The following is a 14,925-nucleotide window of genomic DNA, read 5'->3' on the forward strand; positions in this document are numbered from 1 at the left end:
CTCCTTCTACTGACTTATATCTTTATCCCTATTTTTTATTCCATTGCTATATATGTGCAGGAACATGCATAATCACTGTGGAAGTCAAAACTATTTATTCCTAAATTTGATACATACGTATTTGCTAGCAAATTTTCATTTGAATAAGTAGCCCAAGGTGTATAATAATAATCACCCCATCTGCAACTATAATAATTTTTTCCATTATAGTTTATTACAACAATTACAGCACTTGGGTTAAAATCCAATGGAATTGTAAGTGTTTGCCCTTGTGTAACTGTGAATGAATTACTTTTAAATCTCTTTCCACCTAGACTTTCTATACTTAATGTACCATTAACTCCAAATATAGGTTTATCTTTTAATATATATTTGGGTTGTAAATTAGAATCACCCTTTACATATCCGCTGCCATTATGGTAACCCTTTCCTATTGGTTGATTTGATGTATTAGGTGTAATTACTACAGCACCATTATCAGGCATTGTTCCTGGTATTCCTGTATCATTATCATTGCTGAATTTCTTTTCAGCTAGTACATTTTCAGCAACTGCATCACCTTCTGCACTAGCTTTGATAAAAAAACAGTATGGACTATTTTGGCTCGGTTTAGCAAACCAAACAGTATATGCTTTTCCCCCTATTAAATTAGGTGCTGTAGTAGTATTAGGTTTATATAATCCATATCCATTTATGGTAGTTGGCTCTCCATTATTATTTGCACTTGCTATAAATGTTTTAGATATTCCATTAGCTAAATTTGGAATAGTGAGAGTTATTTCCGTTGCGGTTCCCCCAGCTGTTTCAAACTTTAACACATCCATAGGGTCAGACATTTTTACATTTCCATTTGCAGTTCCGATATACAACTCTTTTGTGTCTGTGCAAAATGCTGGCTCTCCTACGTCTAAAGTTGGTAGATTAGCTTTTAACCCTCGCCTTAATTGTATTTTATTAGCCATATTCTGCCCTCCTATTCATAAATTTTATATGATATATCTACATTAGCGTCGACTGTACCGAAAACTCTTCCCTGCATATAACTTATATCGTAATCATACTTATATGTTTTGCCATCTGAACCCACAACAAAATAATCAGAGCTCCTACCATTATTAATAAAAACTCCTGTCATTTTTATTCCTCTACTCGAGGTGAATGAAATAATAACTGTAGAAACATCAAACTCAGGGAATGTCATAAAATTTCCCTGGCTATCTGCTGTAATTGTTCCACTAACAAACCTTTTAGCTTTATTTCCTGTTCCAGTTATTTTATTTCCATTTACATATGCAGCTTTATTAGATACTATATCATCTGTTGTTGCTGTTGCGCCTGCTGTATTTACTAAACTAGGTGTATTTATTGCATTAACTAAATCTGTAAATGTTTGACTACCTGGTGTTATTCCTTTGCCAATAATGGCATTATATAATTTTGTTTTACCATTATTGGCATCTGTAAAAACCTCATTTATCATTTTAATTATATCGGTTTTTTCACTAGTTGTTGGAGTTCCACTAGCAGTATGTCCATTTACTTTACTTACATTTGATAAATTTACATTACCCTCACTGCTGCCTACAAAAAGTTCTTTTGTATCTGTGCAAAATGCTGGCTCTCCAACACTTAATACAGGTAGGTTACTTTTTATACCACGCTTAAATTTTATTATTGACATACAATCGCCTCCCTAGAATGTACCTCCATCTACAGTTCCTACACATAAACTACCTGTTGCCCCTGCTGCATTTGCCATTGGAACAATACTAGAATTATCTATTTTAACATCTAAAGCACCAGACTCTACGCTCATACTATCCCCACAGTTGATATTTAATGCAACACTGGATGAACTTCCACCACCAGATAATCCTTTTCCTGCTGCAACACTTGTTACTCCTGAAGATGTCACATACCCTTGTGATTTTACAAAAGCTGTAGTGGCTACCTGCGTATTATTTGCACTAGTTGATGCAGTTGGTGCGGTTGGTGTTCCTGTGAGTGCAGGACTTGCAAGCATTGTAGATTTACTTTCATTTGTTACATTACCAAGTCCTACATCAGATGCACTCAAAGTAACTGTACCTGTCTTTCCTGCCACACTTTGTACAGGACTTGCTGGTGTTAAAAGTTCCTGCCAACATTCTACTTTTGTAGGATCATTTGTAGTTAAGATATAACATTTAGATAAATCTGTTCTAACTGCAATATCTCCTACTTGTGCAGTTAATGCCAGCATCTCTGTTTGGGATTTAACTACAAAAGTATCTGATATTGCTATTGCAGGCATTATATTAGCACTTAGTTTACCATCTGACCCAATTACAGGTACATTACCAGATCCAGCCCCAATATTCTTGCTTGCAGCTGTCCCTACATCAGTTATTTGGGAAAGTGTTAAATTTGGTATATCACTTGCGGACAGTGAAGTACCTACAGTTACCCTTCCTTGTGCATCAATTGTAACCTTGGTATAAGTACCTGGTGTCCCTATATCAGGATTAATAAATACTTTATCTGTACCATTACCAACTATCAATTTTCCTGTATCTAATACGAAAGCAGGTTCACCTGCAGCTAAAGTCAAAGAATTAACATTAGCATTTTTTCCTCTTTTCAATCGTATTGTTTGTGCCATTTATATTTCCTCCTTAAAATTTTTAAAATGTTCCTCCATCTTTAGCAAATTCTATATACTCTTCAAAGAAACTTCCGCCATCAACAGGTATATAGCCTAATAGATTTATCAATGTATCAAGCCTTTCGCCTAAATTATGGTAAGTCTTATTATTAACGTGGTCGGTTCTTGCATATACAGTTTCTGCAGATGAAGGGTTGTCACTCACTGCATTTTCAATTTCTTGGTCAAATGTATTTTCAAGACTTGTCTGGCGTACTTCAAGTTTTCCCTGCCTGTTCTCAAGGTTGTCCTGCCTTCCAGTTATGTTTTTTTCATATGACTGCTGTTTATCTTCCATAGAGGCTTCAAAGTCTTGGCACTCTTCCTTTTGAGTATTTTCAAAATCCTTTATTCTCTGTTCTACACCTCTTTGGTAGTCCGTTTCCTGCTGCATCATATCAGTTTCAAACTGATTTTCATCACCTGCAATTTTTTCAATTCCAGAGGCAAGAGCTTCTCTTACATCCTTACCTTTTATCCCCTGCCTGATTAAACTTGTTTGTTGACTTACATCAACTGCCACTTGTACCACCCCCTGCTGGTGTGCTTGGCATATGATCTGCTACATAGGTTTGTACATATCGCTCTGTAGCAAGCCTCTGCCTTATTCCGTTAGAATCAACTATAAAGAATACGCCATTATTATTTTTATCATTACCATTAGCCACAGCTTTGGCTTTTCCTTCACTATTAAACATTTGAAGTGTGCCAAAGTCACCGTCTTTAGCTATGCCTAATTTAAATCGTGGTTTATCAGATCCTTTATTATAACCAATTAAAGTAGCTCCTACATTATCACTGGAACCACTTTCAACTCCAAGTTTAAAGACTAAATTACCATCTTTGTCATATATATTATTAATTCCACCATAGTTATTAAAGGTATTTTCAATTATTACTTTATTATCCTTAGTTATCTTTTGAATACCATCCATAGTTAAATTTCCATCTGTATCTATAAAAAACTTTTTCAAATTTTTTACTACATCTTCTATTGTTATACCTTCCAGTGCATTTATGGTTATTACAATCTTGCCATCACTACTGGATACCCTAATTCCAAAACTATCTCCAACTTGTACACCGTTGTGGATAGAATCGTTATTAAGTGCATTATTTTCATTCCTTGAAATAATGTCCTGTATAGTAGCAGGAATATTACTAATAGTTAGTTTAGGATTATATACTTGCGTCAAATCAGCATCCACTTCAACTATGGTGTACACATCATCTATTCCCATTACAGGATTTATTATATGAAGATTTAAGCCTTTTCTAAATGTATCTGCTGGAACACTACTCAATGTACTTAAATCAAGAGCATTTATTTCAAATGTAAGTGAAGGTTGTGTATAATTATTTATATCTGCTGTAGCTTTTGATTTTAACTCTGCGGCATCCGTTATATCTGAATATGATACTGGTTTTTCAATAACTCCAAACAAACCTTTTGCAATTAGATCTTCGATATAGTCAAGACCTCCATTAGCATCTGCTATAGTAAGATTATTAGCACCTAAAGGAATAATTCTTGTACCAATGCCAGTAGGATCATAGGTTTTAATCATTTCTTTCATATTTTCACCAAGACGTACCTCAACTACTCTACTATTTAATTCTTTCAAGCAGTCCAGGTACAGCTTTCCATCATCTTCTCTAACCTGAAGGTGACACTCAATTCCTTTTAACATATTGGTCATTGCACTTAATGTACTTTCATATTGGCATGTATAAGCTATAGAACCAATTACACCTATGGTACCCAGGTATATTTTTTTCTCGTCCTCTACAATTGCATTATGTCTATCAAGTAAATCTTGTAAGGCATTTTTTACATCCGCTGTTAAATAAGTCTGTGTCCTGGTATTGCTGTCTAAAAGATAAGCTAAGGCACTTTCACAACTAGCTTCTTTGTAAAATCCATTAGAATCCATCTTTTCAGGAGCTTTTAAAAGTCTTCCAGTAAACCTAATTGAATTATCCCTGGTATCAATTAGGTTTACCTTTGTCTTAAATTCCCTTAGTGAATTATATCCTGCATTACCTATATCAATAGAAAAGGAGAAGGTATCAACGTCGTTATCCTTCTCCTGCAAATCCATTTTAAAAAGGTGTGGTGCTTCTTTATCTGCTGTTGGATAGTGTATTAATGTTTCTTGTCCAGCATTATATAAGCATACTTTATACATCAAAGCACCTCATTTCTAAATATTATTTTTACTTTTCCAAGTGCATTATAAAAGTGCAAAATGTTTTGTCCATTTTCTAATTTAAGATTCCATAACTTATTATCGCCTTTATTAAGGTAATAGTTTTTACCATTATAATTTACCCTCATGCTATCCGCATCAACATTAATAACTGGTTTTACAAGTCTACCATTGTTATACATAATTACTGTTGTACCAGGTCCTATTTCTGTTATATTAAACTCATTAGTGTATTGAGTATAATCGGTAAGAAAATTAAAATTATCCCAAATATCATCTCCCATATAATCAACACTGTAACGGAATGGTTCAGCTACAAAAGTAACTTCAAGCTCTGCATTCTCTTTAAAATCTTCAAACTTTGAAGCCTCCTGAACATCTGCAAGATAATAATATGCCTGGTCAAAATCAAAAATAAGTTGAGATTGACCACAATCAGTTAGCCATTCGAGTACCTGACTATAGATGGTATATAATTCTTCCATGCTATAACAGAGCAATGCCAGTTTAACAGTTATAGTCCTAGTATCAAAAACCTGTTCACCTCCAGAGCCAACAGTACTAAAATCATACTTACTGTTCATGAAAGGTACTGCCTCAAGTATCTTAGTTTTAGCAGGAGGGTTTATGGTCTTTTTCTCAATATATAGGCCAAAATCTTGTAATGAATGTTTGCCGTTAAAAGTTAAACCATAAATCATTTTATCTCCTCCCTAAAGCTACTCTATTTTTACTTAACTGAATTTCACCTTGTAATTTATTTATGTCGTCAATCATGTATTCAGCTAATTCTCTTCCATTCTGCAAAACAAGTTTTAATATTACTGGCTGTTTTTTTGTCTCGGTATTTTTATTTTCTATGCTTTCAGTTTCCTGAGTTTTTATAGTAGGCATTGAACTAAAACTCATGTTTCCTAAACTCTTTACAGTTTCCACAGCATTTTTGATATTATCTAATAAAGTCATGCTATCTTTATTATTTAAAACAGTTTCCCCACCAGAAAACCATCTAAGAGCTTTACCAAGAACTATTTCAAATCCATTTTCAGCTACTGGATGTGCTCCTTCTGTTGCATTATTCGTTCCAGTCTCATAACCTAAATACCCATTACCATCCATAAGTCCTGGTATGTTATAAGGATTTCCACCCCAACTTTCCCTTATTTCTCTTATGGCAGCTCTTACACTCATTATAGGGTTAAATATTCCTGCATCTGAACCAAAATAGCCCCTAAAAGTAGAAGGTAAAACCTGCATTAATCCAGTTGCATATTCGTTCCCCACGCCAATATTATTTATAAGTCCTGGGTTTCCAGTGCCAAGTTTACCAGGGTCACCACTTTCACGTGAAGCTATCATTTCAAGTGGCAAAAACCAACTAAGCGGAGCACCTTCAGCCATAATGCCCATCATAATCCATTCTGCTACATTTCCACTCATGGCACCTGCCGCACTAAGCATAGACATAATTTTATTTTGGAAAATAGCAACTGCATCCTGAGAAGACAATCCGTTTATGAACCCTTGAATTACATAGTTACCTATTTGAAATAATTTTCGTGAAGGCGAATGTATGTCAAAACCTTCAGGGCTGGTAAACGCATCTAATATTTTTTGAACCAGTTCATGTGCTATAGAAGCTGCATTAGCTTCACTGGCTCTCATACCACTTGCTATAGAATCTCCAATTGATTGACCAATAGAAACACATGAACTAGCAAAACTTTTTAGTATGTCACCCATTTTAGTTGTTACACTGTTTATTGCAGTCACAACAGTTTGTATCGTATTGGTTACACCATTTCCAATAGAAGTGTCTGTTTCCTGGCCATACTTGACAGAACCTTTTGCAAAAGTATCAAGATTATTTCCTACAGTAGTAGTTACTTTGTTTGCAGCATTAATTACATCACCGGATTTATTAGTTATTCCATTACCAAGGTTAGTATCAGTGTTTTGACCATGCTGAATACAAGATTGAACAAAAGTTTTTATTCCAGTGGTTATAGTGGCTATTAATGTTGTTAGTGGGTTTATAGTTGCATCCGAGTTTGTAGTTATGCCATTACCTAAATTGATATCTGAATTCTGTCCATGCTGAATAAATGACTGCACAAGAGCAGCCATTTTACTAGTTATAGTAGTATTTAAAGTATCAACTGGCTTTATAACTTTATCCTGGCTGTCTTGTATTCCCTGTCCTAAAGATTTATTCAAGTTCTGGCCATACTGCGTTGATTGGTCACTATTTCCAGAACCTAAAGACATAGCACCCGTAAGTCCTTGCATTGCTTTTGTTATTATGCCTTTATTTTTAGTTATTCCATCTGCAAGCCCTTGTAAAAAGTCAGGCATCCAAGTTTCATAATCATGCAGCGGTCCTTCATCTGGACGTGAGAAGTGTAAAAAACTTCTTATTTTATCAGCAATGCCCTTTACAGTGTCACCAACTCCATCAATCATTGACTTTATCCCATTTATTAATCCTTGGATGAAATCTTTACCCCACTGTAAAGCCTCACTAGGTAAATTTTTAAGAAAGTTTATAGCATCATCAAAGCCATTTCTAACTACTCCACCTATAGTTGACAATACACTGGATATACCATTTTTCATGGCATCAAACATATTTCGTCCTAAAGTTTCTAAATTAGATGGTAAATCTTTAAAAAAGTTTATAATTCCATTCCATATAGACTTTATAGTCTCTATAGTTCCTGTTACTATACTGGAAATGGCTTCTTTCATAGCGTTCCATGCTGTACTTGCTATAGATTTTAGACCATTCCATAAATCACTTAAGAAAGTTTTTATACCATTCCATACTGTGGAAGTTATATTTTTTATACCTTCCCATTCAGTAGATAGAAAGGCAGCTATAGCTTGTAATGCTCCAGTAAATATTTCTTTTATTCCATTCCAAATATTGGAGAAAGCAGTTTTAAGATCATTCCAAATTAGTTGCGCATCTTGAGATAGTTTAGTAAAGTTTCCTGTTACTAAATCTATTATTAAAAGTACAGCTCCAAGAAAAATAGTTTTAATAGCTTGCCAAATCCCTATAAAGAATGTTTTAAATCCATTAAAAATATTAAATATTCCTGTTTTCATGGAATTAAATAAATTAATAACACCATTAACTATAGGAGTTATAACTGTCATTATTGCTGTTTTTATTCCATTCCAAACGGCAACTATAGTTGCTTCAATACTATTAAAAATTGTTGTTACACTTGTTTTTAAAGCATTCCATACACCTAAAACGGATGTCTTAATTCCATTCCATACATTTATAGTTGATGTTTTTATACTATTCCAGACATTAGCAATAGAAGTTTTTATATTATTGAAGTGTGTTGCAATAGAATTCTTCAGTTCTCCAGCTTTAGCTTTTATTTGGTCCCAATGCTTATAAAGTTCATACCCAACAGCTATTGCTGCCGCAATTCCTGCTACAACAGCTATAAATGGAAGTGCTTTTAATGCTCCACCTAATATTCCAGATATACCCCCGAGCCTTGTAAAGCCCTGCTGAAGCTTACCTATATTTTCATGAAGTTTTATTATTGTATCTAAAGTCTTCCCAAAAATCAATATTACAGGACCTAACCCAGCAACTAAAGCTAATGTAGTAACAATAAACTTCTTAGTGCCATCATTAAGATTGCTAAAATGCTTTATTAAATTAGTAATTCCATTAACTAATGGTAATAAACTTGGAAGTACATCCTGTCCAAAACTTACAGCTAATGCATGTACACTCTCTTTAAGTTCTTTAAATTTATTAGCAGGAGTATCCTTCATACTATCAGATAACTTTTTAACTTCACCTGTAGCGTTTCCGGCATGAGTAGATAAATCTCTAAGGTATCCTCCACCTTTATGAATTAAAACATTCCATGTAGATAATGACTCTTTCCCAAATAAAGTAGCTATAGCTGCCTGTTTTTGTTTATCAGTCCAACCTTGTGTACCATTCTGTATTTTATCTAATATAGTTGGCAAATCCTTCATTTGCCCTTTAGAATCAAATACCTGAAGGTTCATTTCTTTCATTGCAGCACTCATTCGTTTAGAAGGATGAACTAAATTAACAAGCCCAGCCTTTAGTGCATTTGCGGCAGTACTTGCATCAATACCATTACTTTGCAATTCACCTATAGCAGCAGCACCCTGCGTCATTGGGATCTTTAAAGCTGTGAATGTAGAACCCATAACACTGGCAGCTTCACCTAAGCTTGTTATACTTGCCTTGGTATGATTACTTACATATGCAAAAGTATCTGCCATTTTAGACATATTGTTGGTTGTCTGTGCGGCATTATTGGTTTTCATTCCATAGGCTTCAAGGCTAGAACCTAATTGATCTATAACAGTCGCCAAGTCTTCATTTGCACCTCTGCTTGTATATAAAGCAGTATTCATAATTTTAATAGATTCACTACCAGAATAACCATCCTTAACTAACGTCAAAAGTCCTTTGTTTATATCATCTGTAGACTGTCCGAAATCCTCACTCCACTTTATGGAATCCTGCGACATTTCTTTCATTAATGAATTTACCTGTGATATTGGTATTCCAGAAGCAGCAACTTCTTTTCTTATATCTGCCATCTGATGCTCAAAACTTGTTGCAGACTTTGCGGCTAAACCAAATGCCCCCAAAATAGGTGTAGTAAATTTCATAGTCATAGCTGATCCAACACTAATAGCTCCCTCTGCTATCTTTTTAAAATTTATTGAATCATTGGCTTTCTGAAGCTTTTTACTTTCATCTTCAAGCTGCTTATATTTAAGCTTCAAATCCATAACATGATTTTCAGCCTCTTTATACTCAGTTGAATCTTTTCCAAATTCATCAGCAACACCTTTTAAAGCCTTTTGACTTTTCTCAAGTTCTGTAGATAGCGCCTGTAACTTACCTTTATAGTTTTCAAGGGCTTTATTGTTTATCTCTGTATTGCTTGCGGACTTCTTATTGTCCTCCATCCACAGTTGAAACTTTTTATCTAAGTTATCAAATACAGCACCTACATTTCTTCCTAACTTGGAAGCACTGTTTACTATCTTGCCAAATGTACTATCAAAGGTACTCCCTGTTTGTTTAGCTGTATTATCAACATCTTTCAGTTTATTTTTTACATCATTATCTTTCAGGAGAATAGAACCTACTAGACTAAATATTTCCATTAGATTTTACCCCCTTTAGATTTATTAAAAGCATTTAGAATATCATCTGCCTGCTTGTAAATTTCTTCTTTTGTTTTAGGTTTTGGCTTTGACTCGTGTGGATCTCCTATCATTTGTTTTTTGAAATCTTCAAAATTTATGAAGTTATCCTTATCCATCCATGGATACTTAGCAAGCCACATATCCCAAACCATAGAATTTGTCTTTTCTTCATATGCCTTTTTAATTAATTCAAGTCCATAATAAATATCTAAATCTAATACAGACGGACCATATCTACTTAAAAGTAAATCTAAGCACTCAACATCATCTATTTGAGTGCTGTAGATAAAAAATCGCCAAAACTCTCATCATCCATTATTTCTCCCAGCATTGCAAAAGTATCTTTTGGAGATTGGTCTGCAATTTCCTGTGCCTCTTTATCACTCAAACTACCTAAGAACCTATATATCTCCTGTTCAGCATTTCCTATATTTTCAACAAATAAAAGCATTAAATCTGCTCTTAACCCCAGTAAAGCTTGTTTCTTTTCCTTTTCAGTTTTTCCAGTTACATCTTTTGCAATTTCTTTAAGTTCTTTTTTCATATTCATTTTCTTTATAATCCTAGTAAAACTAAACAAATCACTGGTCTTTAAATTTCTCTTTAATAATTTTTCCTTCTTCTTTTCCTCTGCCATTTCCCTTACCTCCTAAAATAAAAAAACACCCTATTAAGAGTGTTTAACTTAAACATTTGGGACATTTATTGTCGCAAATGTATCCAATACAATGCCACTAGCTGATTGAACTTGTTTACTATCATCTGTAGGTTTTGTATATGAAAGTGCAACTGTTTGTCCAGAAGCTATGGCCGTAGTTAAGGTAAGTTCTATTGTCTTTGTGTTTGATGTTCCCCTTGCGGCTGCTGTAATTACATCACCTGATCCTGATATTGTAGCTACAAAACCATCTTTAGGAACTGTTTCAGCTACATCATCATTCATAGTTAAAACTATTTTTCCACCTGAAACTGCTGCACTAGAAACTATAAAACCATCATCCTCAGTAAGTTTTGGATAATAAATTTTATAAGGAAGTTCTTGCGGTTTTGATGGGTCTGCATGAGCCGTAAATGTTACGTCTAATGTGTTATCCTTAGAATCCTGAGGCTTTATTTGTAGTCCATCCAAGCAAAGCGCATTATAAATAACAATTATTACTGGCTTTGAACTTCCTGAAAGAGTACCAACCCAAGCTAAATTCTGTATATAATCACTATCCGCAATTATAGTTTTTCCAGTTATAATATCATAATTGGAATCACTTGCACTATCTATGTTTGCAATAAGTGCTGCCGCTAAAATTTCTTTTGTAATCTCAATAAAGTTGCATTTCAGTGTCGTTGTAATACTGTCAATCACCTCCATACCCTTTGCATTGGCTGCCTTAACACCATCCACCTTTATCTGCCTTGTTTTAGCCTTTGCATCAAACTCATTTCCACCACTTGTTGCACCAACAACCGTTTGACTAGGCAATCCGAAATTCTTATAAATCGCACCTGCATCAAGTACAAGATGTTCCATAGTTTTCTCATTAAATCCTGTTGTTTGCAACCCTGTTGTATCTATATCGGACATTTCTCATCATCCTTTCTCGTATAATTTCACTAAAAATTTAAGCTCCCTGCGTTGGATATTTATAACCGGGTCCGGAAGCTTCAATCTAAATGGTTTATCCTTAAAAATTTGCATCAACATACTGTCAGTTTTTATTATTTTTTTATCAAGTATTTTTACCAAATTGTCTGCAATTGTTTCTATTTCCTCGACTTGACCGGATTTATTATTCCAAATATCAATTTGAAGTTGATTGAGGTCGCTATATTCATTGTTAGCGGAAACGTTAGGGAAAATTAAATTCTGCATATGGATATACTTTTTCTTCGCTTGTAGGATAATGTTCTGCGTAAGAATCAACTACCGGATTAATTAAAGAAAATATCACATCATACAAATTTAACATCTTATTTTCCTCCCATATTAACTTTTATTTTCTGCCCTGCTATTTCCTCAATCTTACCTAAGTTATCCATTACTGAAGGTTCTAAGAATGGTTGAGCTGGCATTTTGGACGTACCCTTTTCAACCCATGCAGCATAAGGCTCGCGCTTTTTATTTACTACTGCATTAGTAGCACCAACATCAACACCATTATTATCGTCATGCACTTTAAAATCAATATTTCTTCTAAGTCTGCCCGGGTCTATATCGCCATCTTCTTTTTTTCCTACTGGTGCTCTTAATTGTGCTTCAGCTTTTACAAAAGCCCCTATAGTAGTAAGTGCATCTTTCTTTGCTTTTTCTAAAGCACTTAAAACATTATTAAGATTACTTTTATATGGCAAGGCACATCACCTCCATGTATCCATCATCCCAAGGTATAGACTTAACCTCATATGCCTCAGTTTGATTTTGTTTATTCAAATATTTTAATATGGTACCGATTTTTATACTAGGCTCAAAATCATCAATAAATATCCTTTTATTCACTTTAATGTCGTAGCCGTATTTCTTAAGTAAAAGCTCCTGACTATAAGGCTGTATATCACAATCAATATCTTTAACTTTATTTTCTCCACCTGGTACCCAAGAACCATGGCTATCTTGATGCCCTTCTGTTTTTACATAGATACCAACTGTAAAATCACATTTCATTATCCCATCATCCTCACATATGGAACCGGGAGCAAATTTTTTACATTCTCGCTTAAGCTGTTTTCATATGTTCCACTTCTGCTGCCTTGAGAATATTGTTTTGTTGCTTCATTCCCTTTTCTGTCGAATTGCTCCATTACATAACATACAACGGCATCCTGATAAACTGTTGCAATATCGGTAGCATCATCAATTCTTAAATTAAGATGCTCTTTAATAAGAGTTACGGCTCTGCGAATATAAATTTTTATTACACCATCATGTGAACTATCTTGCCATCCTTTTAATTCCTTAACATCATCCATAGCTGCCATAAGATCACCTCCAAATAAAAAAGAGAGTGATTATTTTTCCTCACTCTCTAATCCCTTCAAAATTGCAATCAAATCTTCCTTTTTCATACTGGAATAACCTTCAATATTCTTTTCTTTAGCTGCTTGTTTCAGGTCATTATAAATCATATCATCATAATCAGGTTTTACTTCCCCAATTTCTTTAAAACCCTGACTTTCGAGTCTTGATTTTTCCTCCTCTGTCTCAACCTTCCTAATAACATTTAAATTCTGTAGTTTAAACATTATGCCAATGCCTCCTTTATATTTACAGATATAGCATCAAATTTATTATCTGGAATCCAAAGATCATGATATTTTCTATAGTCCATCTTATAGCCATCTGCATCTTGTACTTGTTCCGGAGTAAATATCTTCATGTTATCGGTTTTTGAAACTGCTATAGGTACATTTTGAGCGCATATAATCCAGTTAATATTTTTAGCAGCTGTATCTGGCGTAAAACCGCCTTGTGTCTGTCCAGTAGTCCTTCCATCCCTAAATAAGTAAGCCGTCTTAAGTCTCGCACTTGGCACTGAAATTATAGGACAATCGTCTATCATGGAGACTTTAGTTGTATAAGCTCCACTTGCAAATTCAGTAACTACTAATTGTTTGGCTATTTCTTTTGAACTTTCAAGAATAGCTTTAGTCGTCCTGCTCATAATAATTATAAGAGGAATATCTCCTATTACATCTTGTATCTTTACTATATCAGCTTTTAAATTCTCCAATATAGTATCTGCTACAGGAGTATATCCGCCAACTGCTTTACCTTTTGCTATAGCTAAACTTGCTATCTTAGAGTATCTATAAGCATCAACTTCAGGTATAATTTGAAGTCTCTGGAATTGTGCCATTACAGTTGAAGCGTTAACAACAAAATTACTCTCATTTACATCCATGGAATCAAGTACAAACTGTTTACCTCTATCTTGCGTCATAGTCATGGTCTCATAATCCAATGAAACTGATCCACCCGGATAACCTAGTTGTCTATCATAGTTACCAAGCCCATCCATACTGATTTTAGGTATCTTAATTTCCTTTCCACCATTGTAAATAACTTGTCCTGCATTTGCTTCCATCCATCCACTTGTTGACTGCTGAACCATTTGCGTGTCTAACGCTGTCATAAATAAAGTTGCATAATTAATTGTATTTGTCATATTTCATCATCCTCTCTATTCTTTAATCCCAAATAAGGAATTTATCTGTCCCTTAACGGCTTCTTCAGTTGGCTCTGCACCACCTTGTCCGCCTGGTTTATAAGTACCATCTTTTAATATTTCTGTCTTTATAGCTTCATCATGTGTTGAAAATACCTTTTCTAAGGTTTCAAGATTTTTATTTGTGGTATCTTCATCAGCTCCAACAATAAAATTAACCAAATCAGTAGGAAGTTTTTTCTCTGTCATGGTCTTAAGAGCTTTATTGGTTAAATCTTTCTTAAGATTTTCTTTTTGCATATCTTCAAACTGTTTTTTCAGTTTTGCAATTTCAGTATCCTTTGGATCAGCTTCAGGGTGCTGCTTTTTATATTCTTCATCAACTAAGTTTTGAAGATTATTTTTCTTAAAAGTTTCAATACCATCAGTAACACGTTTATCCGCAACACTCTGTAAATATGTTTTACCCTCGTCATTTTCCTCCAAGAACTTTTTAACTCCATCAAGTTTTATTTCTGGTTCTGTAGCCTTTAAACCCTTGACATAGTTTGTAAGGGTATCCCCACCTTTTGTAACGGCATCTGTTAACGCTTTTATTTCTTCTTGTGTCATTTATATTCACTCCTTAATATAGTCCTTACAG

The 14,925-nt window shown here is 34.3% G+C and carries 17 protein-coding genes; all 17 read right to left on the reverse strand.

Annotated elements, in window-relative coordinates; all coding sequences use genetic code 11:
* Positions 1-35 precede the first annotated feature (35 nt).
* Positions 36-962: a hypothetical protein gene (locus DMR38_RS22050; protein ID WP_175413081.1), complete on the reverse strand. Its 927-nt coding sequence runs from the start codon at positions 960-962 to the stop codon at positions 36-38.
* Between the two features lie 11 nt (positions 963-973).
* Entirely contained in the window at positions 974-1,681 is a 708-nt protein-coding gene (locus DMR38_RS20770; protein ID WP_127723531.1) for a hypothetical protein, read from the reverse strand.
* Between the two features lie 12 nt (positions 1,682-1,693).
* Positions 1,694-2,641, reverse strand: coding sequence for a hypothetical protein (locus tag DMR38_RS22165; protein ID WP_127723533.1), 948 nt, complete (start codon positions 2,639-2,641; stop codon positions 1,694-1,696).
* 22 nt (positions 2,642-2,663) lie between these two features.
* The gene (locus DMR38_RS20780; protein ID WP_127723535.1) at positions 2,664-3,206 is read right to left on the reverse strand and encodes a hypothetical protein; all 543 of its coding nucleotides are present in this window, start codon (positions 3,204-3,206) and stop codon (positions 2,664-2,666) included.
* Positions 3,196-4,872, reverse strand: coding sequence for a phage tail spike protein (locus DMR38_RS20785; protein WP_127723537.1), 1,677 nt, complete (start codon positions 4,870-4,872; stop codon positions 3,196-3,198). The genes DMR38_RS20780 and DMR38_RS20785 overlap by 11 nt, the downstream gene beginning before the upstream one ends.
* A complete protein-coding gene (locus tag DMR38_RS20790) occupies positions 4,872-5,594 on the reverse strand; it encodes a distal tail protein Dit (protein ID WP_127723539.1) in 723 nt (240 codons plus the stop codon). The genes DMR38_RS20785 and DMR38_RS20790 overlap by 1 nt, the downstream gene beginning before the upstream one ends.
* A gap of 1 nt (position 5,595) precedes the next feature.
* Positions 5,596-10,083, reverse strand: a complete 4,488-nt coding sequence (locus DMR38_RS20795; protein ID WP_127723541.1) for a phage tail tape measure protein — start codon at positions 10,081-10,083, stop codon at positions 5,596-5,598.
* Positions 10,083-10,277, reverse strand: coding sequence for a hypothetical protein (locus DMR38_RS20800; protein ID WP_127723543.1), 195 nt, complete (start codon positions 10,275-10,277; stop codon positions 10,083-10,085). Before DMR38_RS20800 ends, DMR38_RS20795 begins: the two co-directional genes overlap by 1 nt.
* Positions 10,278-10,393: 116 nt before the next feature.
* Positions 10,394-10,762 (reverse strand): hypothetical protein, encoded by a 369-nt coding sequence (locus DMR38_RS20805; RefSeq protein WP_127723545.1) that lies wholly within the window; start codon positions 10,760-10,762, stop codon positions 10,394-10,396.
* A gap of 48 nt (positions 10,763-10,810) precedes the next feature.
* Positions 10,811-11,704, reverse strand: a complete 894-nt coding sequence (locus DMR38_RS20810) for a SwmB domain-containing protein (RefSeq protein WP_127723547.1) — start codon at positions 11,702-11,704, stop codon at positions 10,811-10,813.
* A gap of 6 nt (positions 11,705-11,710) precedes the next feature.
* Complete coding sequence (locus DMR38_RS20815) at positions 11,711-11,992, reverse strand: hypothetical protein (RefSeq protein ID WP_243124386.1); 282 nt, start codon at positions 11,990-11,992, stop codon at positions 11,711-11,713.
* A 98-nt stretch (positions 11,993-12,090) separates the two neighbouring features.
* The gene (locus DMR38_RS20820) at positions 12,091-12,471 is read right to left on the reverse strand and encodes an HK97-gp10 family putative phage morphogenesis protein (RefSeq protein WP_127723549.1); all 381 of its coding nucleotides are present in this window, start codon (positions 12,469-12,471) and stop codon (positions 12,091-12,093) included.
* Positions 12,461-12,781 carry a hypothetical protein gene (locus tag DMR38_RS20825; protein ID WP_127723551.1) on the reverse strand — a complete coding sequence of 107 codons (321 nt, stop codon included), beginning with the start codon at positions 12,779-12,781 and terminating at the stop codon, positions 12,461-12,463. Before DMR38_RS20825 ends, DMR38_RS20820 begins: the two co-directional genes overlap by 11 nt.
* Positions 12,781-13,095 (reverse strand): phage head-tail connector protein, encoded by a 315-nt coding sequence (locus DMR38_RS20830; RefSeq protein WP_127723553.1) that lies wholly within the window; start codon positions 13,093-13,095, stop codon positions 12,781-12,783. The genes DMR38_RS20825 and DMR38_RS20830 overlap by 1 nt, the downstream gene beginning before the upstream one ends.
* 30 nt (positions 13,096-13,125) lie before the next feature.
* Complete coding sequence (locus DMR38_RS20835) at positions 13,126-13,359, reverse strand: Rho termination factor N-terminal domain-containing protein (RefSeq protein ID WP_127723555.1); 234 nt, start codon at positions 13,357-13,359, stop codon at positions 13,126-13,128.
* The gene (locus DMR38_RS20840; protein ID WP_127723557.1) at positions 13,359-14,282 is read right to left on the reverse strand and encodes a hypothetical protein; all 924 of its coding nucleotides are present in this window, start codon (positions 14,280-14,282) and stop codon (positions 13,359-13,361) included. The genes DMR38_RS20835 and DMR38_RS20840 overlap by 1 nt, the downstream gene beginning before the upstream one ends.
* A gap of 15 nt (positions 14,283-14,297) precedes the next feature.
* Positions 14,298-14,894 (reverse strand): DUF4355 domain-containing protein, encoded by a 597-nt coding sequence (locus DMR38_RS20845; RefSeq protein WP_127723559.1) that lies wholly within the window; start codon positions 14,892-14,894, stop codon positions 14,298-14,300.
* Positions 14,895-14,925: the final 31 nt, after the last annotated feature.

It is taken from the genome of Clostridium sp. AWRP, assembly GCF_004006395.2.
Lineage (GTDB): Bacteria > Bacillota > Clostridia > Clostridiales > Clostridiaceae > Clostridium_B.